This is a genomic window from Pelagihabitans pacificus (genome assembly GCF_009371985.2).
Classification (GTDB): Bacteria; Bacteroidota; Bacteroidia; order Flavobacteriales; family Flavobacteriaceae; genus Pelagihabitans; species Pelagihabitans pacificus.
Genome location: NZ_VIKU02000004.1, coordinates 50,181 through 76,390 on the forward strand (window position 1 = coordinate 50,181; position 26,210 = coordinate 76,390).

General features: G+C 44.6%; 24 protein-coding genes. 13 read left to right on the top strand and 11 right to left on the bottom strand.

Going from position 1 to position 26,210, the window contains the following annotated elements:
• Positions 1-14: 14 nt before the first annotated feature.
• The 8 genes from FK220_RS13340 (at position 15) to FK220_RS13375 (ending at position 6,719) form a co-directional block, all read left to right on the top strand.
• Positions 15-440, top strand: a complete 426-nt coding sequence (locus tag FK220_RS13340) for a SufE family protein (protein WP_152574845.1) — start codon at positions 15-17, stop codon at positions 438-440.
• A 51-nt stretch (positions 441-491) separates the two neighbouring features.
• A complete protein-coding gene (locus FK220_RS13345; protein ID WP_152574846.1) occupies positions 492-824 on the top strand; it encodes an SUF system Fe-S cluster assembly protein in 333 nt (110 codons plus the stop codon).
• A 64-nt stretch (positions 825-888) separates the two neighbouring features.
• Positions 889-1,395, top strand: a complete 507-nt coding sequence (locus FK220_RS13350) for a DUF2480 family protein (RefSeq protein WP_152574847.1) — start codon at positions 889-891, stop codon at positions 1,393-1,395.
• Positions 1,396-1,473: 78 nt separating this feature from the next.
• Positions 1,474-2,406 (top strand): DUF3078 domain-containing protein, encoded by a 933-nt coding sequence (locus FK220_RS13355; protein WP_152574848.1) that lies wholly within the window; start codon positions 1,474-1,476, stop codon positions 2,404-2,406.
• A gap of 1,093 nt (positions 2,407-3,499) precedes the next feature.
• Positions 3,500-4,885 (top strand): sensor histidine kinase, encoded by a 1,386-nt coding sequence (locus FK220_RS13360; protein ID WP_152574849.1) that lies wholly within the window; start codon positions 3,500-3,502, stop codon positions 4,883-4,885.
• 6 nt (positions 4,886-4,891) lie between these two features.
• Entirely contained in the window at positions 4,892-5,575 is a 684-nt protein-coding gene (locus tag FK220_RS13365) for a response regulator transcription factor (protein ID WP_152574850.1), read from the top strand.
• A 31-nt stretch (positions 5,576-5,606) separates the two neighbouring features.
• Positions 5,607-6,074 carry a hypothetical protein gene (locus tag FK220_RS13370; protein ID WP_152574851.1) on the top strand — a complete coding sequence of 156 codons (468 nt, stop codon included), beginning with the start codon at positions 5,607-5,609 and terminating at the stop codon, positions 6,072-6,074.
• Between the two features lie 12 nt (positions 6,075-6,086).
• Positions 6,087-6,719 carry a hypothetical protein gene (locus FK220_RS13375; RefSeq protein WP_152574852.1) on the top strand — a complete coding sequence of 211 codons (633 nt, stop codon included), beginning with the start codon at positions 6,087-6,089 and terminating at the stop codon, positions 6,717-6,719.
• 499 nt (positions 6,720-7,218) lie between these two features.
• Here FK220_RS13375 and hflX read toward each other — a convergent pair whose 3' ends face one another.
• Complete coding sequence (gene hflX, locus FK220_RS13380) at positions 7,219-8,430, bottom strand: GTPase HflX (RefSeq protein WP_152574853.1); 1,212 nt, start codon at positions 8,428-8,430, stop codon at positions 7,219-7,221.
• 77 nt (positions 8,431-8,507) lie between these two features.
• Between hflX and FK220_RS13385 the strand changes: the two genes are divergently transcribed.
• Complete coding sequence (locus tag FK220_RS13385; RefSeq protein ID WP_152574854.1) at positions 8,508-9,482, top strand: endonuclease/exonuclease/phosphatase family protein; 975 nt, start codon at positions 8,508-8,510, stop codon at positions 9,480-9,482.
• Between the two features lie 30 nt (positions 9,483-9,512).
• On the opposite strand, the gene FK220_RS13390 is transcribed toward FK220_RS13385, so the two are convergent.
• Both FK220_RS13390 and FK220_RS13395 read right to left on the bottom strand, forming a co-directional pair.
• On the bottom strand, positions 9,513-10,226 hold the full coding sequence (locus FK220_RS13390) for a 3'-5' exonuclease (RefSeq protein ID WP_152574855.1): 714 nt from the start codon (positions 10,224-10,226) through the stop codon (positions 9,513-9,515).
• A gap of 3 nt (positions 10,227-10,229) precedes the next feature.
• Complete coding sequence (locus FK220_RS13395) at positions 10,230-12,041, bottom strand: DUF4153 domain-containing protein (protein ID WP_152574856.1); 1,812 nt, start codon at positions 12,039-12,041, stop codon at positions 10,230-10,232.
• A gap of 188 nt (positions 12,042-12,229) precedes the next feature.
• Between FK220_RS13395 and FK220_RS13400 the strand changes: the two genes are divergently transcribed.
• Positions 12,230-13,033, top strand: coding sequence for a hypothetical protein (locus tag FK220_RS13400; RefSeq protein WP_152574857.1), 804 nt, complete (start codon positions 12,230-12,232; stop codon positions 13,031-13,033).
• A 54-nt stretch (positions 13,034-13,087) separates the two neighbouring features.
• Here the strand turns inward: FK220_RS13400 and FK220_RS13405 are convergent, their stop codons facing one another.
• The 4 genes from FK220_RS13405 to hemB all read right to left on the bottom strand — a co-directional run bounded on the left by FK220_RS13405 (position 13,088) and on the right by hemB (position 17,253).
• A complete protein-coding gene (locus FK220_RS13405) occupies positions 13,088-13,561 on the bottom strand; it encodes a methylated-DNA--[protein]-cysteine S-methyltransferase (RefSeq protein WP_152574858.1) in 474 nt (157 codons plus the stop codon).
• Entirely contained in the window at positions 13,561-14,685 is a 1,125-nt protein-coding gene (locus FK220_RS13410; protein ID WP_152574859.1) for a CNNM domain-containing protein, read from the bottom strand. Before FK220_RS13410 ends, FK220_RS13405 begins: the two co-directional genes overlap by 1 nt.
• 52 nt (positions 14,686-14,737) lie before the next feature.
• Entirely contained in the window at positions 14,738-16,072 is a 1,335-nt protein-coding gene (locus FK220_RS13415; protein WP_152574860.1) for a serine hydrolase domain-containing protein, read from the bottom strand.
• A gap of 191 nt (positions 16,073-16,263) precedes the next feature.
• On the bottom strand, positions 16,264-17,253 hold the full coding sequence (hemB, locus tag FK220_RS13420) for a porphobilinogen synthase (protein WP_152574861.1): 990 nt from the start codon (positions 17,251-17,253) through the stop codon (positions 16,264-16,266).
• A gap of 70 nt (positions 17,254-17,323) precedes the next feature.
• Here hemB and FK220_RS13425 point away from each other — a divergent pair, with 70 nt between their 5' ends.
• Entirely contained in the window at positions 17,324-19,963 is a 2,640-nt protein-coding gene (locus FK220_RS13425; protein ID WP_152574862.1) for a DEAD/DEAH box helicase family protein, read from the top strand.
• Positions 19,964-20,008: 45 nt separating this feature from the next.
• Here FK220_RS13425 and FK220_RS13430 read toward each other — a convergent pair whose 3' ends face one another.
• The 4 genes from FK220_RS13430 to hemF form a co-directional block, all read right to left on the bottom strand.
• Positions 20,009-20,641, bottom strand: coding sequence for a hypothetical protein (locus FK220_RS13430; protein WP_152574863.1), 633 nt, complete (start codon positions 20,639-20,641; stop codon positions 20,009-20,011).
• The gene (locus tag FK220_RS13435) at positions 20,628-21,725 is read right to left on the bottom strand and encodes a hypothetical protein (RefSeq protein WP_152574864.1); all 1,098 of its coding nucleotides are present in this window, start codon (positions 21,723-21,725) and stop codon (positions 20,628-20,630) included. Before FK220_RS13435 ends, FK220_RS13430 begins: the two co-directional genes overlap by 14 nt.
• 177 nt (positions 21,726-21,902) lie before the next feature.
• The gene (locus FK220_RS13440) at positions 21,903-22,844 is read right to left on the bottom strand and encodes a DUF4421 family protein (RefSeq protein ID WP_152574865.1); all 942 of its coding nucleotides are present in this window, start codon (positions 22,842-22,844) and stop codon (positions 21,903-21,905) included.
• Positions 22,835-23,737 (bottom strand): oxygen-dependent coproporphyrinogen oxidase, encoded by a 903-nt coding sequence (hemF, locus tag FK220_RS13445; protein ID WP_152574866.1) that lies wholly within the window; start codon positions 23,735-23,737, stop codon positions 22,835-22,837. The genes FK220_RS13440 and hemF overlap by 10 nt, the downstream gene beginning before the upstream one ends.
• 450 nt (positions 23,738-24,187) lie before the next feature.
• On the opposite strand from hemF, the gene FK220_RS13450 reads away from it, so the two are divergent.
• Positions 24,188-24,733 carry an outer membrane beta-barrel protein gene (locus FK220_RS13450; protein WP_152574867.1) on the top strand — a complete coding sequence of 182 codons (546 nt, stop codon included), beginning with the start codon at positions 24,188-24,190 and terminating at the stop codon, positions 24,731-24,733.
• Positions 24,734-25,054: 321 nt separating this feature from the next.
• A complete protein-coding gene (locus FK220_RS13455; protein ID WP_152574868.1) occupies positions 25,055-25,621 on the top strand; it encodes a DUF427 domain-containing protein in 567 nt (188 codons plus the stop codon).
• Positions 25,622-26,210: the final 589 nt, after the last annotated feature.

A 26,210-nucleotide genomic window follows, 5' to 3' on the forward strand; every position in this document is an offset into this window, starting at 1 on the left:
CATAAAACTAGCGAATGGGTATACAAGAAATACAGGAAGGGATCGTGGATGAATTTTCGATGTTCGATGATTGGATGCAACGCTATGAATATATGATTGAATTGGGGAAGTCACTGCCTCTGATCGACGAACGGTACAAGACGGATGACAATATCATTAAAGGTTGTCAGAGCAAAGTTTGGGTGCATGCCGAATTGAAAGACGATAAACTAGTATTCACGGCCGATAGCGATGCGATTATCACCAAGGGAATCATCGCTATTTTGATCAGGGCCTTTAGCAATCAAAAACCACAGGACATCATTGATGCCGACACCCAGTTTATTGACGAAATAGGGCTGAAGGAACATTTAAGCCCGACTCGGGCGAATGGCTTGGTGAGCATGATCAAACAACTAAAACTATATGCAGTTGCGTATCAGACGCAACTGAGTCAATAGGTTCGGGACTTGCCCAAAAGGGGAAATATCCGAACCCCAAATAAGCAAAAAATGAGTGAGGAAACCACCACCATCGATACCCAGGAGCTGGGTGAAAAAATAGTAAAGGTACTCAAGACCATCTACGATCCTGAGATTCCGGTCGATATATATGAACTGGGCCTTATTTACGACGTATTCGTGAACGAGGATAACGACGTTAAGATCCTGATGACGCTTACCTCCCCGAATTGCCCAGTGGCGGAAACCCTGCCGGTCGAGGTGGAGGAAAAGGTAAAGTCGTTGGATATGGTCAAGGATGCGGAGGTAGAAATTACTTTTGACCCGCCATGGACCCAAGATTTAATGAGCGAGGAAGCCAAATTGGAACTAGGATTGCTCTAATTGGATGTGTGTTTGAGTGTGAATCTTTAACCGCGAAGACGGAAATTATTCTAAATTTCAGCAAATGGCCGATGAAATCATTAACCGTGTTGCCCAAAGTAAATTGGTCACATTTGACCTGGAAACGTATTATCCGGAGGGAAAAAGGGTACAGCTAGATATCAAAGACTGGTTGTATGAGGGGCTTATACTGAGGGAAAAAGAATTCAGGGCCGCTGTGAACGGCCATTCCTGGGAAAACTATCAAAATACCTATGTAGCCATCAGTTGTTCCTCGGATGCCATCGTTCCGGGATGGGCCTACATGTTGGTGACTACAAAATTGCAGCCCTTTGCCAAGAAAATCGTACAGGGTACCCTGGAGCAGTTAGAGACCGTTCTGTACCAAGAGGTAATAGATTCACTAGAGGTTTCTGAATTTGAGGGAAAACCCGTGATCATAAAAGGATGTAGTAAAAAGCCGGTACCTCCCAATGCATATCTGTGGATAACCGCCAAACTGCAGCCAATTGTAAAATCCCTAATGTACGGCGAGGCGTGCTCTTCTGTGCCTTTGTTCAAAAACAAATAATTGTTAATAACCCTGTTTATTATTTGTTAGCAATTCTTACATTTGTTGCTATTAACAACTTCTAAACACTATAGTACCATGAAAAAAATTGTCTTTACTCTGCTGTCCTTTTTTGTCATATCGACCACGTTTGCACAGACACTGGAGGAACTGAAAGCTGCGAAAGCCGCAAAAAAGGATTCTATCAACGCCATTCAGGGAAGGGTAGATGCGCTTCAAGGACAGATTGACGCGTTCCCCGGATGGAAAATAAGGGCTTTTGGAACCATTGGGGCGAATATTTCGAGTTTTAACAACTGGTATTTGCAAGGAACACCCAATAATAATTCCGGTAACATCGGGGTAACGGTAAATGCCATCGCCAATCTTAACAAGGAGAAGTTTTTTTGGAGAAACTCGGCGAACGTTAACTTGCAATGGGTGAAATTGGATGATAAGGATGATCCAAACGATAGCGATAGCTTTGACGGTACGACCGATGTCTTTAACATCACTTCTTTATACGGCTACAAGCTAAGTGAAAAGTTTGCCATCTCGGCCCTTGGCGAATATCGTACCTCTATCATAAACAACTTTAACAATCCAGGATATCTCGATTTTGGTATTGGTGCCACTTGGACCCCCATTACCGATATGGTGGTCGTTATCCACCCCTTGAACTATAACTTTGTGTTCGCTGAAAATGATGCGGTATACGAATCTTCCGCTGGTGCCAAAATTGTGGTAGATTATACCAGACAAATTGGTAAAGTGAACTTTAAGACCAACTTCTCTACCTTTCAGAGTTATAAGAGTGGTGATTTGAGCAACTGGACATGGATCAACTCTTTTGGGTATACTCTTTGGAAGGGAATAGGCCTTGGTTTTGAATTTGGATTAAGAGGCAATAAGCAAGAGACATTGGCCAATGCCTTGGCCCAGGAGCCAGCATTGACTCCGACCCCTACCTTTGATAATATAGACAACGAGACCCAGAGCTATTGGTTGCTTGGTCTAAACTATGCTTTCTAAAAGTTCTTTCTGAAAGAGTTGTCCAAACCAGCTAAAAGTAAAACGCCCCGACAGTCTCGGGGCGTTTTTTGTTAAGTAGGATTCGTTACATTTGGTTGCACAGTCAATAAAATCGAACTTGTAAGGTCATATGCAGATTTGGGCAAATCCAAACACTATAAACACTAAATCTTAAATACAAAACGAAGGTATAGGCAAATGAACGCAAGGCTAAATTTTTGTTGTGAACGCTACGAAAGATGTTGTGAAGTACGTTAAAATACGTGGTTTCATCGATGAAATACACTAAAATAAGGGGTATTATCCGATTAGAAACCCCTTTAAAATCAAAAGCCCCGACGTGGGTCGAGGCTTTCATTAAAGTAGGTTTGGTCTAATTTGGTTTGGTATTTCTTCCAGGTAAAGTATTGATCGGGTTTCGTGCCATCATTTAATGACGATGTAAACTTACTGCCGATTTCACTGTTTTCTAAATTATTGTTGTGACATACGCCAAGAATGTTGTGAAAAATACCACTGGTCGGAATCCTCGTTGAACTGCAGGTCTAGTTTCTAATTTTTTGAGCCAATCACCGGATTCCGTTCTTGGCAGATGGATACCACGGCTTAATCTCGAGTGCCTTTTCAAAGGAATAACGGACTTTTTGAACCTGCGGTTTTCCTCATTGTTGGTTAACATAAATAACACCTTGATTCCTGCCCGTACTTCCAAAAAAACTCCTTCCGCCCCTTAGTACACCAGTATGAAATACGATTTTTCCCAACGAACCGTTCTTTGCAATCGGCCATGACGAACCTAACTCGGCTGGATAATTTGATCTTATATCGATGGTGTTTTCATTTTGTAATACCACTCAATCGAAGAGCCGTGTATCACCCATAATTACAAAATGGCCGGTTAAACAAGGGTTAAGAACCGGATAATCCCATTTTGGAAAGTGTCATACCTTATTAACACAAAGAAGAAAATGTAATAGGGGTTGGGGTTGGGCGATCAATTAACGTTAACGGTGGGTTAACGGTATTCAATTGTTGGGCAAGACTTTGCCTATGTACTACTTTTGGAGTGTTGGGTGTAAAACACCAGACCGTTATGCAGAAAAAAATAAACATATTGATAGCCACCGCCATAGCAACCTTGCTCGCACTGATCGGCATACAGGCCTACCTTGTTTACAATACCTATGAGCTTAAAAAGGATGCTTTTCTTAAGGAGACCAAAAAATCGATCGGGCGAATCGACGATGAGTCGGAAAGGGTCGTGACCACCAATGAAATATGGGCCCAGGAATTTATGGAGTTGCTTTGGCAATACCGATTTGAAAACTTGAGCAAGGAAAGATTCGTTGAAGGGCTTACCAAAAACACCGATTCCCTGACAGGAAGCTATAATAGACTGTATAAAGAAGAATTGAAAAAAACCGATTTGGGGTATGATATCAAATTTAAAAAGAATATTTACTCCATTATCATCCTCGATTCTGTAGCCAACGATACCATGTTTCCTTTCGGGGATAGAAAGCGATTGTTTATGCTAGGGGAAGATTTTGATGAAGACCAAGGGTACGACGTGAGTCAGGCTCGTTGGCAAACAGACTATACCAAGGTAGTGGATGGTGAGGAAAAGACGGTAGAATTCCGTGTAGTAACTAGAGATCGGATGAATATTTCCGATTGGAAACGAATCGTATTAAGCAGAATGGCTATTCTCCTGACAGGTTCTGTGCTGCTATTGCTCTTTGTGGTCGGACTGTTCTATTATTCGATTAAAAATCTGATCAAGCAAAAGAAAGTCGCCGATATAAAGACCGATTTTATCAACAATATCACCCACGAGCTAAAAACGCCTTTGGCTACTTTGGGCATTGCATCAAAAAGCCTTCATAAAAGGGAAATCCAAGAATCCCCCGAAGCTTTCAAGAATACCCTTGGCATCTTGGATCGGCAAAACACCCGACTTCAAAAGTTGATCGATCAGGTGATGACCAATAGTTTGGGCTCCGAAGATTTGGTGCTGCACAAAGAGCAGGTGATAGATGATGCCTATTTTAACAATTTGCTCGACGATTTCTCCCTTTCGGTTCAAAGCAAAAACCTGACAATCGACCGGCATATTGAAAGTGAGGAAGTGGTCTTGAGGCTCGATACTTTTCTATTCACCACGGCCCTTTTCAACATTTTGGAGAATGCGGTCAAATACGGGAAAGAGTCTTTGGTACTGACCTTTACTACGCGATTGAGGAACAATCACTACGAAATTGTAATTGCCGATAACGGCATTGGAATCAACGAAAAACACCTGAAGTATGTTTTCGATAAATTTTTTAGGGTCGAATCGGGTGACGTTCATAATGTGAAAGGGTTAGGACTTGGGTTGTACTACACCAAACAGGTAGTAGATGCGCATAAAGGGAGTATCGAACTCGAAAGTGAACTTGGCAAAGGAAGCAAATTCAGTATCACTATACCGGTTAATTAGGATATCATGGCACACATATTATTGGCAGAAGATGATTTTGATTTTGGCAGTATCTTAAAACAGTACCTCGAAATTCATGAGTACGAGGTCACTTGGGCCAAAGATGGTAAAGAGGCGCTGACACTGTTCCCCCGACATTATTTCGATATCTGTGTATTCGATGTGATGATGCCCAAGATGGATGGCTTTAGCTTGGCCGAAAAAGTAATTGAAATCAACCCCGAAGTTCCCTTTGTATTTCTCAAGGCCAAAAAATTGAAGGAAGACCGTATCAGAGGCTTGAAGCTTGGCGCAGACGACTATATCGTAAAACCCTTCGAAGCGGATATTTTAGTGCTTCGATTACGAAATATTCTGAAGCGTACGCAACGCATTCAACCCAAAAAAGAAAAACTGCACAGTATCGGGGCCTATGATTTTGACACGGTCAACCACAAGCTTCTATTTCAAGGAAGTGAACAACGCCTTACAGAAAAAGAGACGGTACTCATACAGTATCTCTACCAACATAAAAATACCATGATCAAGCGCGAAGACCTCCTCAAAGACGTTTGGGGCAACGACGACTTTTTCTCCGGAAGAAGTATGGACGTATTTATAAGCCGCCTCCGAAAATACTTTAAGCAAGACTCATCAATTGCTATAGAAAGTGTTCGAGGAGTCGGACTCACGTTTAAAGTAAATCAATAAATAGAGTTTATTCATCAAAAAAAACGAAAAAATGAAAAATGTATTGAGTATCAGCTGTCTCGTGTTTTTATCCGTTTCCGGACTCTTTGCACAAACCAAGGAAAAGGAAAACACCTTTCTATTAGGGTTTAATATCGTGAAAGTCTACGATTTTGAATCATCGCCTAAGAGCAAAGGATTTTTTCTGGTCGATGTGTTCGAGGACGATTATCGTTTGAAGCTAACGAGAAAGACTTACAAGGTAAATCTTGTATTTGACGAAGCCAGAAAAGAAGCAATACAAAGAATGGTCTCAAAGGTTTTGGATGGGGAAAAGCCCGTTGTTGGCTACGACCCGATGATCTGGAAGGGAACGACCCAAAACGGAGCCCCCATGTATGAAATTAAACTGGAAGGAAACAACCTAAAGATGCGGATATACCGCAAGCATATCGATTCGGATGGCTTTAGTGTAATTAATCGCTTAGGAACCGAATTTTTAAAGGAGATTAACAGTTAAAAAACGAAAATCATGAGAATCATTGTCTATTTTTTATTGAGCATGTTGATAGGGATCATAGATGCCTATACGCAGGAAACAGAAACCAAAACCAAACAGACTACCACATCGAGCATATCGATTTCAGTGGACGACGACACTGGCTTTGTCGAAAAAAGCCGCACCTATTTTTCGATAAGCGATTCCGATGATACGTATCGGGTACGTTCCGATTTCCATAAATCAAAAACAACCAAGATACGTTCGTATTTGGCCGAAGAATTGGGCACTGAATATATGACCGCTTCGGGAAGCAGACAAAAATGGAAGCGCGAGTACGGAGGAGACACCGGCTATGAGGTAAGATTGGACGAGGGTACGCTGAAAATCTATCTCGATAAGGAATTACTCTCGAGTGGCATGGTCAATAAATTCAAGACCATAACCCGGAATATTAAAAACTATGCCTCGGGAAAATCGGAGGAAAAACGTTTGGAAGAACAGCAAAAAAGAGAGGCCGAGCAAGTACAAAGAGAGGCACAACAAGCACAACGGGAAGCCGAAAGACTCCAGCGCAAAGCGGAGCAGAAAATCCGGGAGGCCGAGCACTTACAGCGAGAGGCCGAACGTTTGAAACGTGAAGCCCAGAAGAAAAAGGATAGTTAAAAACGACCCCTCAAAACGGAGGGCTTTTTAAATAGTTGAATGATCTACTGTTTTTGTACTTAACTTCGATACAGGTGAATCAAGTTTGGATGCATAAAAAAACCCCGACGGGGAGCCGGGGTTTTTTAAAGTAGGTTTGTTACATGTTGTACTGTTAAATGGTTATAAGCAAGTAGGTTAGTTGGTGTGTCTTTTTATTCAGCGTTTTCGGTTAAGCTCAAGGTGATTTGGGGTCAGCTTGGTTACTTAATTACACTGTAAATATAGAACGGAATGGGAAGGGGACTAAATTATTGTTGTGAACCTATCACAATCTGTTGTGAAAAATACAAACGGTTCAATTTGTTCGACAAAGGGTAGCCACATGGAGGCAGTTTCTTAAAATCTTTTTTGCACAAAGGATTGTAGCGACATCTTTTTATGCCCACGAAGGAGCATAAAAAATACAGCGGAAAGCCTGGTCTTCATGAGTCAATGAAGATGGGCCACTAATTTCTTTTTAGTACTCGTCCAAATGTTCGGGGTACAGGAAGTTGTTGTAAGGGAAACGGGTCACGTGAATGGCACGCACCTCGTCGTAGACCCGCTTGCGAAACTCATCTAGATTTTCTTTGTTGAGGGCTGAGATGAATAGGGCATTGTTACCGAGTCGCCGCATCCACGTTTTTTTCCAGTCTTCGATGGTGAAGTGTTTTTGGGTCCTTTCGGTCGTTAGGTCATCGTCTTCGATGGTATCGTGCTTGTATTGGTCAATTTTATTAAAGATCATGATCGTATTTTTATCCGCACTGCCAATTTCACCGAGTATCTTGTTGACCGATCCGATATGTTCCTCGAACTGGGGATGCGAGATATCGACCACGTGTAGCAGCAGGTCGGCTTCGCGCACCTCATCCAACGTGCTTTTAAAACTTTCGACCAATTGGGTGGGAAGCTTTCGTAAAAAACCCACTGTATCGCTCAACAGGAACGGCAGGTTGCCGATGACCACTTTGCGAACGGTAGTATCCAGGGTGGCAAATAGCTTGTTCTCGGCGAAAACGTCACTTTTACTAATGACGTTCATCAAGGTAGACTTGCCCACGTTGGTATAACCGACCAAGGCGACCCGCACCAAGGCACCGCGGTTGCTTCTTTGGGTTTCCATCTGACGATCTATTTTCTGTAGCTTCTTCTTTAACAGGGTAATGCGGTCCCGTACGATACGCCTATCGGTCTCGATCTCGGTCTCCCCTGGTCCGCGCATACCGATACCCCCCTTTTGACGTTCCAAGTGGGTCCATAGCCCTGTGAGCCTTGGTAATAAGTATTCATATTGGGCCAGCTCTACCTGCGTGCGGGAGTAACTGGTTTGAGCACGTTGGGCGAAAATATCGAGAATAAGTCCGGTACGATCCAATATCTTGCACCGAAGCTGTTTTTCAATATTGCGCTGTTGGGCAGGGGTGAGCTCATCGTCGAAAATTACCGAACCAATTTTATGCTCATCGACGTAGGCTTCGACTTCCTTCATTTTTCCGCTACCGATCAAGGTTTTGGGGTTAGGAACGTTCATTCGTTGTACGAAACGTTTACATACCTCCCCACCCGCGGTATAGGTAAGAAATTCAAGCTCATCGAGATATTCCGTCACTTTTTCTTCGTTCTGTTGCTGGTTGATGACCCCGATCAGCACGGTCTTTTCATATTCTATCGACTTCTTTTCTAGCATACACGTATTTAAAGTGCAAATCTACGCAATACTTCCCAAGCTATTTTTGTAAATTTAATTCCCCAAAATACCAATTCATGCCTTTGTCATTCCTAAAGAAAAAACCAAAGGGAACACTTTTCAGTATTGCCTTTTACAATCTCGAGAATCTTTTCGATACGATTGACGATCCCGATACGCTCGATGACGAGTTTACACCGGAGGGGGAGAAGAGGTGGTCTCGGAAACGCTATAAAAGAAAGTTGTACAAACTGGCCAAGACGATTTCCGAAATAGGGGCCAATACTACGCACGATGTACCCGTGTTGGTCGGGGTTGCCGAGGTAGAAAACGAACGAACCGTACAGGATCTCATAGGTGCGGAACCGTTACGCGACATCGATTACGGGTATGTCCACTATGATTCTCCCGATGAACGTGGTATTGATGCAGCCTTGATCTACCGCAAGAAAAATTTTAAGGTGCTCTATTCCGAACCCATTACCCTATATGTAAACAATCCCGATGGTCAACGTGATACCACCCGGGATATTTTATACGTACACGGAGTTTTGAACGGGGAACCCTTACACGTGTTTGTAAACCACTGGCCCTCGAGACGTGATGGTGAAGTGGAGACCGATTACAAAAGAATCAAGGCGGCAGAGACCCTGGTCGGCTTTATAAAGGACATCGAAGAAGAACTACCCGATTCGAACTACATTATCATGGGGGATTTTAACGACGGTCCCGACTCTAAGAGCATACAGACCTTGATGCAGCTTCAGAATCTGTACAATCCCTCGGAAAAACTGGTCACCCAATACAGGGGAACCGCCAATTACAAACGGCAATGGAGTATGTTCGATCAGATCATCTTTTCCCATAACTTCCTAAATTACGAAAAAGGTACCCATAGTTTTGCACACGCCAACATTTTTGACGAGGCTTTCTTAACGGAGTTCAAAGGCAAATACCGGGGTACGCCCTATCGTACCTTTGCGGGCCGCAAGTATATCGGCGGGTACAGCGACCACTTTCCCGTGTACATTCAATTGAAATACAATAAATAGGAATATTGTTAAGGAGGAGGCACCTGGTATTTACACTCGTTGTACTTCGGTGTCCTCCAACAAATCGTCATTGCGCAATCGCAGAAAAACCTGTGCCGTCGCCACCACATCCAATTCACAATAGGTAATAATCCGGTCTAAGTCGTTTTCTTCATAATACACCTGGCATACCATACTGCCGTCGATGTCCTGTTTGGGAGAGGGAATGCCCAGAATGTTGGTAAGTAGTTTTAAGGAGGTAAAGTGCTTATAGTCGCCAAATTTCCAGAGTTCCATGGTATCCAGATGTGGAATTTCCCATGGTTTTTTTCCAAAGAGATTCAGTTTATAGGGCAGTTCGATGCCGTGAACGATCATCCGTCGGGCGATATAGGGGAAATCGAACTCCTTGGCATTGTGACCACATAAAAGGTGTTTTGTGCTGCTAAAATGGCCAATCAACAAGTTTTTAAACTCCTTGAGCAATTTGATTTCCTCTCCGTGAAAAGTAGTAGTTCGAAAGGTTCGAACATCGCCCTTGATATTGAAATAACCGACCGAGATACAGATAATCTTTCCGAATTCTGCCCAGATACCGGCCCGCTCATAAAATTCCTCGGGGGTGTATTCATCTTTCCGTTGGTATTTTGATTTCTGTTCCCACAACGCCTTCTTTTCGTCGTCGAGCTCATCAAAACTGCGTTTTTCGGGAACGGTTTCGATATCGAGAAATAGAATGTGTTCCAGATTAATTTTTTGTAACATACATTATTGCCTTAAAAACAGATACCCACTGGAGTGGTTCAAGAAGATACTATCATTCTTACGCACTTGATAGCTTAAATCTGTAAAAATCAATTTCCCTAAAATACGATCCTTTTTAAAATCGAGCACCATTTCGCCCAAGCGATTTTCGGGAAGCGAAGAATTATACTGTTTCAGATGCAATAGCTTTTCCCTTAGCGATACCTGATATTGCTCGGTACTGTCTGTTTTGGAAACAAAACATAAGGAGACGGAATTATTTTGGTACGATACATAAAAATCCCCTATTTCGTTTTGTTTTTCATCATAGCGAATCAGCTGAATGGCAGAAAAATAATCATAGTTTTCAATGGAAAGGGACTTGCCATTGTAGAAATGGTTGCCGTAGTAGTTGTAGGACTCGCCGTATAAGAACGGATTGTCCCCCAATTCATCCGGATTCAGGGTGATTCCCATCGAGTCGATGACCTTTTGTGTATCGAGCCAACGATAATTGTACCGATATGACTCGTCATCATTGATAGTATCTTTAAAGGCAGGTACCATTGCGATACCGGTAACAGGGTCTAGTTCTGAAAGCATTTTCCTGTCATCGAGATAGTTGAGAATCGACTTAAGCTGATTTATTTGGTTGGAGCTGGCCACCTTCTTGTTGGATAAAACATTTTCATACACTTTTTTAAATCGTCGTATTTGACTCTCCTTTGAGACCTGAAAAGCACTCCAAAACCCAAAAGACGATAAAATTACCAGCATAAAAAACGAGCTTGGAAGTACGATTAATTTTCGGTTTCGGGCAAACAGCAAATAGCCTATCATCGAGGTTATCCAAAAGGCCGTCAATAACACGAAATACCGGTTCTCGGTAACACCGTAATCAAGGATGCGTCGAAAAATAGCGATATATAGCAAAACCAGTAACGGCAACATCAAGTAATAGAACCAAGGGAAAAATCGATTGATGGTCCATGCCTTGATCTTTTTTTGTATCGGATCGATGATGATTTGTACAATGAAACCTAAAAGCGCCAGAATAGTCACTAGATAGGAAACCCATCCTTTTGGAAGCTCCCACTGGATTAAGATTTTAAAGCTGTAGGCGTACAGGATAAGTAGATACAGCAACACTAGGGGGATCAAGATATATTTTACAAAGACCTCCAAGGCTTTTTGAAAACGAACCTCGGTCGTGTTCCGGATTTTCCTTGGAAAATCGGACAGGTATATCCATGTATTCACCGTGCCTAGACACAAAAAGAACAATTGCAGATAGCGTCGGTCCTGAATATAGGTATCAAAAAGCGCGTCTATGGCGACCAGGGCAATGACCAATCCAATATAGAGCACCCCCGCAAAAAAGCCACTGCGGACTATGGCTGTGCCAATGGCCTTTAGATAGTTCCAATAGGCCGCTTTGTTCCACTCCTTAATAAACGGAGCGAAGAAAACGAACAGATGCCCGGCAATCAAAAACAGAAAAAAGCGGATAAACTGTTCGGGAGAACGGTCGTATTCGTTGCTTGGAAAGAAATACCAAAAAAGAAATAGCGCGAGTAATACCAATAATTTCATCGGCCACCATCTTTTTGGATTCGTTTGTTGCTCGATAAAAAATTGGGTTCCTATCAACCAGCTGACGCCCAAAATGAGGGTGAGCAGTACTTCCAGATAGTCATCAAAAAGGTCATTGGCAGCGTTGTTGGTGACGACTATACAGAACAACGTGCCGAAAATCGACCATAGCAGCGTCACAGGAAATCGTTTAAAGGTGTTTTGTGCTTTATCGGTGATTTCGGTGAAGGATAAAAGGCCCATATCGATGTGGATTACAGTTTCAAACAATAAAACTACCAAGAAGCGGTTTTCAAGGGTACCCTGAAAACGGGGATAATTCTGAACTATTGTAAGGGCAATCGCCGGTAGTTCATCGAAATAAGGGCTACCTACTCAATTTTCAGGGTGAACGATACGTTTTAAGAGGGATGTTTTAAATCCGCATGCGTATGAAAGCTGTCAACACTTTCCAACACTATATTGATCGACTGCCGTTTGTGGTCTTGCTATCGATCGGTATCCTATCGACCGCCTGTTCCAAGGAAAGTTCCGAGACCGCGTTTCAAGAGGAATTGGTTCAAGAGGAACAACCGGACCAAGAGGAACCAAGCGATACTCCCGTTCCAGAATGTTCGAATGTGGCCGACTACGTCTTTTCGGAGAAAGACGGCCTGGTAAAAGTACAATTCGAGGAAACAGTTTTTGACGAATTGTGGCAGTTGAACGATGATGGTGACGCGTTTTCCGGAAAGGGTTATATGCTATGGACCGGGGAGCAGTCGCTGAGCAATCCGGGGTCGGGGAAAGCCGTATTTAAACTACAGATCGTGACTACCGGATCATATCGTTTTATTTGGAAATCTGCCGTAAAAATGGGGAACAGCGGTACCGATCATAATGATACCTGGTTACGTTTTCCCGACGCGACCGATTTCTATGCCCAAAAAGGGGAAAGCATCGTGTATCCAAGGGACAGTGGTAAAACACCCAACCCTGAAGGAGCTTCAAAAGACGGTTGGTTCAAAATATACCGAAGTGGCAGCGATCTCGACTTTAAATGGCAAGCGAGTACGTTCGACAACAACGCGCACGATATTTTTGTGACCTTCGGCACTCCTGGAATCTATACCATGGAAATTTCGGCACGTTCCTCTGGACATGCTATTGACCAATTTGTACTCTTCAACGAGGCTTATACTAAGAGCGATGCCACTGATAATGCGCAACCATTCAGCGCAATTACTTGTAACTAGCCGTGTTCCTACTAGACTAAAAATAATAAGAAACGATCTGTCATCAGCGGGCCATTAGAACAAGCTTTGCTGCTTTACGGGATTTTCATGGGCCAGCAGCCACTTTTTTCGATGCAATCCCCCGGCATAACCCGTCAGCGAACCATCGGTTCCGATAACGCGATGACAGGGCACCACAATCCATAACGGATTTTTCCCATTGGCGGCGGCAACGGCACGAATGGCCTTTATATCGCCCAGTTTTTTGGATAGTTCCAGGTAGGAAACGGTCTTCCCATAGGGAATTTGTAGGAGGGCATGCCAAACCCTTTTTTGAAAGTCGGTGCCCTGGGGATTCAGTTCCAGATCAAAGACCTTTCTTTTTCCATCGAAATATTCCCGTAATTGGTAGGCGGTATCTTCCAACACTTCGGGAAGCACTGCCGTAGGTACTTCTTGTTTGTCCAATACGGTAATTGAGGCCAAGCCTGCTTCATCGCCTTCCAAACGTGCGATACCCAATGGGGTTTCGATGAAAGCGGTTTCCATTACTGATCGGATTTTTCGATTTTCTCGATGACCCCCGCTTTTTTGGCCCGTACTTCCCAATTTTTTCTGGCAAATTCCTGGAGATCGGCGATATTATCGCTCTCATCCATGATCTCTAGCCCAAGCAAGGTTTCGATGATATCCTCCATCGTAACGAGTCCGCTTACCGAACCGTACTCATCGACCACCAGGGCAATATGTTCCCGTTTGCTGATGAAGGTATCGAACAGCTGGGGTATGGGTGTATTTCTCTTTGTAATCAGCAGCTCCCTTTTGATTTCCGACAAGGGAATGGTTCCGTTCTCGTTTACCATTTCCTCCAAAATGGTATCCTTTAGCACAAAGCCCGTAATGTTATCGACCTTTCCGCCGTATACCGGAATCCTCGAAAAGCGCATCTTTGGGTTCTCGGCAAAAAAATCCTCGATACTCCTGTCTTCAGAGGCAATTTTGACCACGGCCCTTGGAGTCATGATGTCCTTGACCAAGACCTCGTCGAACCGCAGGAGGTTTTTGATAATGGTCGATTCCGACTTTTCGAACACCCCTTCCTCTCGGGCGATATCGGCCATGGCCGTAAAATCCTCACGACTTAGCACGCTCCCGTGATGGCCTTTTCCCCCCACCAGTCGGGTAAAAAGCTGAAGAACCCATAATAACCCGGTCCATTTTAAGGCAAGCACCATGGCTTTCAGGGCTTTGGCGGTAAAATTGGCAAGCTTTCTCCAATACGTGGCCCCGATGGTTTTGGGAATAATTTCGGAGGCGACCAAGATTAAGATAGTCATGATGGTAGAGACGATGCCGACCATCAGATCTTCGGTAAACTCGATTCCCAAAAAACTTCGTCGGGTAGTCCCGTAAAGTTCCGCATAGGCCACTTTCGCCTGCACCCCCACTAGAATAGCGCCCACGGTGTGCGCTATGGTATTTAGGGTCAGAATGGCAATGAGGGGTTTGTCCACGTCCTTTTTTAAAAGTTCCAAAGTATGTGCATACGATTTTCCTTCTTTCTTTTTTACGTTGATGAAGGTCGGATTCACACTCAACAACACAGCTTCCAAGATCGAGCACAGAAATGAAAAGAAAATGGAAATTAGTGCGTAGAAAATTAGCAGGCCCATATTCAAATTTTAGTTAAACGAAGATACCAATAAAATAGACACCCTAGGAACCTTATTCGGTCGGCAGCTGCGCTCTATAAAACACCTGTTGCACCGCTTCGCGAATGTGGAGCGAATACAAATTTCGATGTTTCCTGCTCGGATATACCCGATTGGAGAGAAAAATATATACCAACTGGTTTTCTGGGTCGGCCCACACGAAGGTGCCTGTAAAGCCACTGTGTCCGAAACTTTCCGGTGCTACCTCTGGTGCCGGATAGGCCTCGCTCAGGGGGAGCCCTGAATTGTTCGGATATGGTTTATCAAAACCTAGACCACGACGATTGTCATTTTCGGGATATTGACCTTTAATGAACTCTTTGACCGTGGCTTCCGAAAAATAGCGTTTGCCCGCATAGGTTCCCAATTGCATATAGAGCTGCATAAGCTTGGCCAAATCGACAGCAGTGGCGAACAAGCCTGCATTTCCTGAGACTCCTCCCAGAAGGGAGGCGTTCTCATCGTGTACCCAACCCTGTGTAAGCCCATGACGGAACAAGGTGTCTTTTTCGGTGGGCACGATTTTGTTGGGATATTGTTTGGTTTTGGGTTGAAACCCGGTAGTTTCCATACCCAACGGGCCGTAAAAATGGGTATTGAGATAGGTTTCGTAATCGATTCCCGCAAGCTGCTCAATCAACGCTGGATATAAGAGAAAAGTGAGGCCCGAATAGGTGTACTTTTTTTTGTCTGAAACCTCGGATCGGTCTATTATCCGGTACATTTTTTTCTTAAAACGACGGTTTATAAAGATTCCTTGGTATGCCTGTTGGCTGAATTTTCGAGTACGATAGGGGCGAACAAACCTTTTTTTGGGTCGTCCGTTTTTCTTGAAAATCTTGTTTAGAAAAACGATGTAGGGAACGAGACCGGCTTGGTGGGCCAAAATTTCCCGAAGGCTGAGGTTTTCTTTATCCTTTTTACCTTTCCAACGGGTCCAATAGGTGCTAAAAGGTTGGTCCAGGTCGAGCTTTCCCTCATCGACCAGTTTCATCAAGGCGGGCAAGGCCGCCGCAATCTTCGTGACCGATGCCAAGTCGTATAAATCGTCCAACGCCACCGGCTGCAGGCTATCATACGTGTGAAAGCCATAGGCCTTATGGAAAATAATCCTTCCTTCCTTGGCGACCAATACCTGGGCTCCTGGGAACGCTTGCTGCTTTATACCATTCGTTATAATCGAATCTACTTGGGTATGGATAAAGGTGGAGTCGAGGTGAACGTCGGAAGGTGAGCCGTAGGAAAGCTCGTCCGCCAGCGGAATGGATAGTTCCTCTTTCATCCGCTCCTGCGCCGCAATGGAAGCGCTTATGAAGTACAGGAATAGTATGAAAGGTCGTTTTTTCATAAATCGAGGCATCATCCATCATCCGGAAATACCATTAACCTTTGTGGTAGAGGTTCTTACAAGATTTCACGTGGCATTCGCAATCCCGAAAGAATCGATTAATTAGCTTCACCTTACCACATCTTTGGTGGGCTTTCGACTCCGCTCATGAAAATATCCAAAACGGTCGAACCGCCCTTCGGTCGATTACATTAGCCCATTAATTTGACGGCGTCCTTGGCAAAGTAGCTGGCGATGATATTTGCGCCGGCCCTCTTAATGGATATCAATTGCTCCATCATCACCGAGTCGTGGTCGAGCCACCCTTTTTCGGCTGCTGCTTTGAGCATCGCATATTCCCCACTTACCTGATATACGGCTACCGGCACGTCGACCTCATTTCTGATTTCACGAACAATATCCAAATAGCACAAACCGGGCTTGATCATCACGATATCCGCCCCTTCATCGATATCCGCTTGGGTCTCGGTGATGGCTTCAAATCGGTTGGCGGAATCCATTTGGTAGGTTTTTTTATCCTTGGGAATATTTTTCATATCCACCGGGGCGGAATCCAAGGCATCCCGAAACGGACCGTAAAAGGCGCTGGCATATTTGGCACTATAACTCATGATGCCCGTATTGGTAAAGCCCTCATCCTCCAGGGCTTCCCGGATGGTAAGGATACGGCCGTCCATCATATCACTGGGCGCCACGAAATCGGACCCGGCCCGTGCATGGGAAACGCTCATTTCGGCCAATACCTCGGCCGTTTCATCGTTGAGTATTTGTCCGTCCTGTACGATGCCATCGTGGCCATAGGAAGAATACGGGTCCAAGGCCACATCGGTCATGACCAGCATATCGGGACACGCATTTTTGACCGTTTTGATGGCCAGTTGCATCAGGCCGTTATCGTTCAGGGCTTCCGACCCTTTGTTGTCTTTAAGGTTATCGGGCACTTTTACAAAAAGGAGTACGGCACAAAGGCCCATCTGCCAAAGTTCCTTGACCTCTTTTTCTAAATTATCGAGGCTCAGACGGTAATAATTGGGCATCGAGGCAATTTCCTCTTTGACTCCTTTCCCTTCCACCACAAATAGGGGCACTAAAAAATCACTGGGGGTCAAAATGGTTTCGCGTACTAAATGCCTGATGGAATCGTTAGTTCTAAGTCTGCGGTTTCTTCGTAAAGGGTACATGTGATCGGCCTGTTTGTGAAAGACCAAAGTTACTTATAATCCATTGAAAATATAGAAAATACCTTAACACTTGACCGAACTTGCCCAACAGCTATCTTTTAAATTTACCTGGCGTAGCTATCAGCAAAAATTTCTGGACTATTTTCAGGACCATATTGAAGACGACCATCTTCATGTGGTCGCACCTCCTGGTTCAGGCAAGACCATTTTAGGTCTTGAGATGATTAGCAGGGTCAACAAAACCACTTTGGTGTTGGCCCCTACCTTGACCATTCGAAACCAGTGGCAAAGCAGGTTGCGGACTTTTTTTATAAAGGATAGCGGTTTTGACAGGTATAGCCTTGATATCAAAACCCCCCGGCTCCTGACTTTCTCCACCTATCAGTCCTTGCACGCCTTGGACAAGTCGCTCATAGAGGAGGGTAAGACGTTGGTTGATTATTTTAAGGAACATGGGATACGTACCATTGTGCTCGATGAGGCACATCATTTAAAAAGCGAATGGTGGAAGAGTCTTTTTACCCTCAAACAAATCGAAAATCTAACGATCATCGCTTTAACGGCCACCCCGCCATACGACAGCACTGCGCAGGAGGTAAAGAAATATTTTGACCTCTGCGGACCGATCGATGATGAAATTGCCGTACCCGATTTGGTAGGAAATGGGGACTTATGCCCCCATCAAGACTTTGTCTATTTTTCAAGACCGGCCCAATCCCAGATGAAATATATCGTTACCTATCGGGAGCGAATCATGGCTTTTACAAATGCTCTTTTGGAGAATGCCGATTTTCAAAACATGCTATTGCAACATCCCATGTACGCCAATACGGCGGCATCATTGGAGGCGATCTATGACCAACCAAGTTTTTTCTCCTCCATTCTAATTTTCCTGAAAGCTGCTGGTCATCCAATTGACCCCAAAAAACTTCGTTTTCTGGGGTTTAAAGAAAAAAATATCGAATTCCCCGATCTTTCCTATGAGTGGCTTGAAATTTTGCTACAGCAATTATTGGTCGCGCAAAGAAGCTCCCTGGCTTCTTATGAAGGTCTTTTACAACCAATCCAAAAGGAGCTCGCCCGTATCGGGGTCTATGCAAAAAAGCGGGTAAATTTCATCGGGGACGACCAATTGTATCGTTCCTTGGCCAGCAGTCCATCTAAATTGGAAAGTATTGGCGCCATTCTGATAGCGGAGCAAAAAGCACTTAGGGAAGCGCTAAGAGCCGTGGTGCTGACCGATTTTATCCGTAAGGAATTTTTGGATTTTTCAGGAACAGATACCGAAACTTTGACCAAGTTAGGGGTGGTTTCCATTTTTCAATACCTGAGGACGGCGACCGATTTTAAAAGCGCTATCGGGATACTCACCGGCTCCCTGGTTATTCTTCATAAAAGCACCATTTCGGATTTTGAAAAACTGATCAAGGGAACCCAGTATAGTCTGACCCCGTTGGCTTGCGACGAGGAATTCCTGATCGTCAATTCGTTCGGTAGCGCCAAGAACCATATCGTAGCAACCATGACCGCCTTGTTTGAGGCAGGTGCCATTAAAATACTTATTGGTACAAAATCGCTTTTGGGAGAGGGTTGGGATGCTCCCGCGATCAATTCCCTAATTTTAGCATCCTACGTAGGGTCGTTTGTTTCCTCGAACCAAATGAGAGGGCGTGCCATTCGTGTGGATGGTAGAAAAAATGGAAAAACGGGAAATATCTGGCATCTGGCTTGTCTAGATCCTACCGTGGCGGACGGAGGGAAGGATCTGGAAAAGTTGGAACGGCGTTTCGAAGCTTTTTCCGGTGTCTCGGCAAGTGGAATCACTTATATTGAGAATGGTCTGGAGCGGCTTCAGCTACCTATCCGGTATTCCGCGGATACCAATTTACAGGAGTTGAACGCCCAGATGTTGCGATTGGCCGCTGAGCGCGACCAGCTGAAAGAACGCTGGTTCGATGCCATTTCTAAAGGGAGCGTACTGGTGCGTGAGGTAAAGTTGCCCTATACCGGGAACATCCCCTTTGAAGAGGCCAAAAAGCTTCGTTGGGGCAATGCTTCCAAGTACCTTTTGCTGGAGGTGGCTTTGGGTATCGGACTCTTTTTCCCCGAGTTTTTGGCAAAAAATATCGGCACTTTGTTGGGCCAAGGTGTTTTTCGTTTTATCTACCTGTTGTTGATAGCGATGGTCGTGGGCTTTGCCCCAAAAACCTATAAGGCCTTAAAGCTATATTTCATTTTTGGCAACACTCATAAGAAAACCAAAAGAATAGCAAAGGCGTTGTTGGCCGCACTGTATGCCAAGGAGCTATTACATACCCCGACTACCCAGGTATCGATAAAGACGGAACAACAATCGACCGGTAGTTTTGTTTGTTACCTTCTGGGAGCCACCAATGCCGAGAGCAGTTTGTTTGTAAACTTGTTGGCCGAGATATTGGCACCGATAGAGAATCCCCGTTATCTATTGGTATATCGCCCCTGGCTTTTTGGCCAATGGGGGATGCGTACGTATCATGTGGTCCCTGCGATTTTTGGTAAAAGAAAGCAAGATGCACAGTTATTTCACAAACATTGGCGAAAACACGTGAATAGCTCCAGCCTTTTTTACACGAGAACGGTTAGCGGTCGAAAGGAACTGCTTAAGGCGCGGCTTTCCCACATTGTCTATCAGTTTAAGGAAGTCCCTAAAAAAGCGATTACTTGGAAGTAAAGCCCATCGATCAGTATGTTTTTATCGGTGATAATTAAGACTTTCCTATCTAGCGCCAGCTTCTTGCTCGCATTCGATGATCCGCTCCAGGGCCCTACCCAAATTTTGAGTGGCCCACAATCCGATGTCGTCCCGAATGGCCGCAGGATGCTCGTCCGCATCGATGTACGTTCTAATGGATGTGACCAACGGATCTTCCAGCCCGGTTATTTGTAATAGCGACTGCCTGCCCGGAATGCTGTAATCATCATCATAGTCATAGCAGACCACCAATACTTGATCACCAACGTTCAGACCGGATTCGTAGAAACAATCGGTGCGAAAAAATCCTTGGCCGGTATAGGTCCGATGCCCCATTTTTTTGATTTTGAACACTTTTTCTATTTGAACGGTCCCCTCTTGGGCGGTATACAAGGGTCCCGGATCATCGGTCGTGTCTTTCAGCTCGACAAGGGTTCCTGCAAAGACCAAGGAAAGTTCTTCCCCGCATAAACCGATAAAGGGTCCTGATTCGGGCCACCAGTAGGTATAGCCCACGTTGATGGTATCTTGGGTGAATTCAATGTCGATTTCGCTTTTGCCCTTTTTGTCGATTTCACATGACGGGCAGAAAGAGAACACCGTCAACAAGATCAAGGTCGATTTTAACCGATACAGCACTTTACTACTTCGCATCATGGATCGGGTTCACGTAAATATTTCCAAAGGTAACATCGGTATGGTGTGCCAGCAATAGGCAGGAACCCCCGGGTTGTCGTTTTTCGGAAGTCTCGATTGCGATTAAGTCCCAGGTATCGGGTTCAGGGGCATCAGCTTCCCAAAGCTTTACGGAATATTGAGTTTCCGTATCGGAGAGGTCTTCCACACGATGTTTGATGCCGTACACTTTGCCCTCCACTACATTCCGATACTGCGATTCCGGTTGCTCTTCGTAAAAGTGCTCCCCATCAAAGATGCGCCATCTGCAATTTTTGTAACCATCGGTGATTCGAAATTCGGAAGTGGCGCCAAGGGGAAACCATTTTCGGTTGGGCTGGAGGCTATCCTTGTCATGTCCCGGCCATCGGGAGGCAATGGCGGCATGCGACACATTGTAGGTGGGTGGCCCCTCCCTCGGCGGATTGTAACCGTGGAAGGTCACGGTGGTAGTTACTTCGTAATTGCGCCAAGAAGCATCCCCAAAGGCCAATACCCGATCATAATAGACATCTTTGGTACGGATTCCCTCGGGGGTCAGTTCCCAATGGCCATCGACCACTTGCACGACCTCTTGAAGGGTCTCGACCTGATCCCAAATGACTTCGTAGGGTAAAGGCCATTGGGTTTCGGGTGTATAGTCGACGACGATTTTTTTCGATTGTAATGGGGTATCATCTTTTTCAACCCATACTTCGATGCTGTTCGCACCTTTTTGAAGGCGATCGCGCTCAATTTCAATGTTGAAGTCCCCCTTTGCTGCCAAGCGATGCAAGTCGGACCCTAAGGTAAGGGGCTGTTTATCCGCGGCATCATTCAAGGTATAATATACCCTAGACAACGAATCATTGGTCTGAACGTTCCCTAGGATATTGATCTGTTTTTGCGGGTGCCCCAGTGTTCCAAAAGGTTGTTCGTCCCCGTACCAAATGCTGATAGTCGCTTCCGGCAAGGGGGTCTTGTCCTGCTTACAGGAGCAGAGCACTATGAAGAGCGTCAACCCTATCGAAAAGAGGGCTTTGAACTGCCGAGGGAAGGACTTCTTAAAAAAGGTCTTTTTATCCATAGAACCAAGTTGGGAAAAGAAGCTGTTGATACCGTACCTTGTTAACCAACTAAAGATAATCGAACAAAAAATCATATCCAATCAGGTGTTGGGATTACAAGGCTGTTTGTCCTTTCAAGGTGACCGTATTGCATGGAGATTCAACCAATAAAGAAGCGGTAAATCCAAGGATATATCTCAATCCAATCCAAGTCTGCGATTAAAGTCATCGGCCTTTTTTATCCATTTTTTCGGCGCATTGAATCGATAACCGATGTATAGCTCAACGAAAGTGATGGCATCGTCGAAGACCGTATTGTCTTCTTGTTCGTATTCCAACACCTGTGCACTGAAATTGAGTCCGGTAAAGAATTTTTCGGAATTATATCCCAAGGCCGTTCGCAGTACCACCTGGGCCAAACCCGTGGAAAAGGTTTCGTCATCGGAACGCGTAATATTGGCACCAAATCCCAAGGTGGTCCCCGCTCCGACGATAAGATGGTTTTTAACGACCCAATTGTAGTAATATCCCGGTCCAATGGCAATATCATAGGAATAGGAATTGCCTTGTGGCAAGGCATCCAACCCAAATCTGGTGAAATAGAACGTGAAACTGGGAATAAAGCTTCCCGCGCTTTTCTTTTGCCACTCATTCTGAAACCCTACCGCCCGAAAAGAAAAGCGCTTGTTGAATATGTAACTGGTGGTCCCTCCTAGTTTTAAGGTCGTAAACTCGGGAAAGCTTGTGGTACCCACTTCGTTGATTTCAAAAAATCCTTTCTGGTTGTAAAAATCCAAGGTTTGCATCCATTGTCCCAAAAACATTCTGAAGTTGAGCGTAAACAGTTTGGAATCTTGGTTGTCCTGGTTTTCGGAAAAGAAACTCGGTGCATACCCTAGATCAACTTCTACCGATCTAAAAAGTACCGATAGCCCGAGATAGGTCTTGTCGTTGGGAATAAATTCGGATTGTTCGCCCGTTTCCTTATCTGTGACCGTAAAACTGTTCGAAGTATTTTGAACACCGATACGGGTTGTAATCTTACCAGGAAATTTTCGAATATAGTCATCGACATCCTGTGCGGCGATTGAAGTGCCATACCAAAGAAGGGAAAGTGCGACGAAGGTTTTTATACCCATTCCTTCGGATGTTGAAGAATGGCGATCAAGCGTTCTTCTTCACTGCCCTTTTCGGGGTGATGGTCGTACCGCCATTGCACCCGGGGCGGAAGGCTCATTAAGATGCTCTCGATGCGACCGTTGGTCCTTAATCCGAACAAAGTACCCTTGTCGTGTACTAGGTTGAACTCCACATAGCGGCCACGGCGTATTTCTTGCCAATCCCGTTGCCCAGGGGTGTAGGCAAGGTCTTTTCGTTTTTGCACAATCGGTATATAAGCATCCAAAAAACTATCGCCCACCTCGGTTACAAAATCATACCACTGTTGCATCGTCATCTCTTCGGATACCTTGCAGTAGTCAAAGAAGAGTCCGCCTACGCCCCTTGCCTCGTTTCGGTGCGCGTTCCAAAAGTAGTCGTCGCATTTCTTTTTATAAGTGGGGTAGAAGTCGGTATGATGTGCATCACAGGCTTTTTTGCAAACACGGTGAAAGTGTTGGGCATCCTCATCGAACAGGTAGTAGGGGGTGAGGTCTTGTCCGCCCCCGAACCACTGATCAACGATTTTTCCGTTTTTGTCATACATCTCAAAATAGCGCCAATTGGCGTGTACCGTGGGCACCATGGGATTTTTGGGGTGGAGTACCAGGCTCAATCCGCAGGCGAAGAAATCGGCGTCCTGTACCCCGAAATAGGCCTGCATGCTTTGGGGCAGTTCGCCGTGTACGGCGGAGATGTTGACGCCACCCTTTTCAAAAACGGCCCCGTTTTCGATGACCCGGCTGCGCCCCCCACCGCCTTCGGGCCGCTCCCAAAGGTCCTCACGGAATTGGGCGGTACCATCCACTTCCTCCAGTTTGGAAGTGATGGTATCCTGAAGTTGTAGAATATAGGCGTAGAATGGGTCTTTCATATCAGCTTTTGAAACCTCCTAGTAGCGGAGGTTTTGTTTTTTGGCAAAGGTAGGGAATGTGAAAAAAGGGGAGAAACGAAGGGGTCGATTCGCATCGGATTCAAGGTCTCTTTTTTTGGAAAGGGCACACAGCGTGCCAACATTTCGGCAAGAAGCCGTGTTTAGGGGTTTGTAAACCATTGAAAACAACTTTTGTGCTAACGGGCTGATTCCTAATATAATAATTGTTTCCATAGGGGATTAAGTGCTTTTCTGGTCAGAGAACACGGACGGGAGTTGGCGGCCATTATTTTATAGATATCCTTCGGTCGGTCTCAACATTTACCGTTAATCAGTGACAGTCCATAGGTATCTTTGACTTTAAAAGTTCTAGAAGTTCAAATAAACGATCATTTAAACACGTTATAAGAATGAATTTTCCACTTATAAATAAAATACCCTAAAAATTTTATGAAGAAAGTAGCTTTGATAATTATAGTACTAATTCCTGTTCTGTGTAGCTCACAAAAAAAGCTTGGGGCAATAGTAGGACTCAACAATTCGTCAATATCCGAAGGGTTTTTGGATGAAATTTCCATAACTGACAAATTTGGATTTCACGTAGGAGCTTTTTATGAGTTGCAATTGGATGAAAAATTGATGTTCAGACCTAAAATAATGTATTCTCAGCAAGGTAATAGAGACACCTATAGGAGTAGAAGGACTGAAAAATTGAACTATATAAATATCCCACTTGATTTCAAAGTTTTTGATACTACTTATCTATTGGTAGGGCCTCAGGTTGGTTTTTTGGTATCAGAAAATAATTCTACTTTTTCTTCTGGTGATATAGCAACATTGGACATTGGCATTAAATTAGGGCTAGGACAGCGAATACATGATTTCGTTGCAGAGGTCAATGTTTATCAAGGGATTCGCAAGGCGGTACAAAATATTGATTTTGACAAAGGAACCAATACGGTAATTCAATTGAGTGTTGGGTATTATATCTTTTGATAAAAGCCCCATTATCGACAAGGATCGACTTCTGAAAAGTTTGAAAAAGGATGAAATATCCCAGAAGAATTCCTCTAGTATTGAGATTGCGGTAACTGCCATGTAACGAGGAATAAGCTTCGCAACAAGTGTGGAATGGGGAAATGAGCCTAACAGCCATAATTTCCATTATCCTGAACAGGATTTGAAATGTCTTATTGATTTTTTGAAGTGATGCCACTAGGCAAAGAGCGCAAGTTCAAAAAAACGATTGAATTTGGACGCTCTGCCGAAACTAGGTTACTTACCTTTGATCCATACTAAAAGCTCTCAGAGGCATTTATGAAATCAAAGGGGAAGAATAAGAAGAAGAATTGGTTGCAAAAGGCCCGTGAGCACTGGAACTATAATGGTACCATACGACCGCCCTTTGCAGTGGAGCCCAAAGAGGGACAACGCTCCGTTTGGGACTTTCCCCGTCCGCCCATGATCGAAAAAGTAGCCAAACGGGTCACGGTGGAACATCAGGGCCAAATCATAGCCGACTCCCTCAATACCCTGGCCGTGCTCGAGACCGCCAGTCCTCCTACTTATTATATCCCTGAACAGGATGTCAACATGGACATGCTTGTGAAAATGCCGGGCAAGACCTCTTTATGCGAATGGAAGGGCAGTGCTACCTATTGGGCCTTAAGGGAGGTTTCCGCCCAGCCGGTCGCATGGTCGTATCCAAATCCTTTCCCCGAGTTTGAGCTTCTAAAGGATCATTGGGCCTTCTATCCCCAATATCTTGACTGTTATGTCGACGGGACAAAGGTGCGGCCGCAACCCGGCGGATTTTATGCAGGATGGATAACGCCCGATCTGGTCGGGCCCTTTAAGGGGGAACCGGGAACGGGACATTGGTAAGGGTCGTGTGGCGACAAACATCAAGAGGATTGGGAAGAATGTTTTCGTAAGAGGTGAAATCAAAAAGCGTTGCAACAAACAGCGGAAAAGTCTACAGCGGTCACCCGCTAACGACGCATGCATCGATCGACCTACCTACATGGCCATTTTACAGGTCCTCCCCTTATTTTCAAGGGGAGGTGCCGACAGGCGGAGGGGTTTTGTCGTGGCCCTAAGAACCCGCTGCCCATCGCGAGCCCCAATAGCGGGCCGTTAGGGTGTGTTTGGGAAAGGTAACTAACTACTAACCGCTAAAAGGCTGCATTAGGGGCGATTAAAAATGGCATCTTGCAGCGCTCCTACCGGGGAGTTCAAGGACCTACTTACCAAAAAACGGCAATAGCCTTGGCGTTCACCCATAAATTCCTACACTTTATCGATCTGTTGATTATTTCTTATAAAAGCAAGTCGCTACCTATTTGATTATCAGCTTCTTTTATGATATTTATCGAATAGCCAGGAAGTTCGACAATAGGAAGTATATCAATGGATAACCAAGATGACAATTTTACGAGTTATGTTATCGCATTCATATTAGTTTTAATTTTTG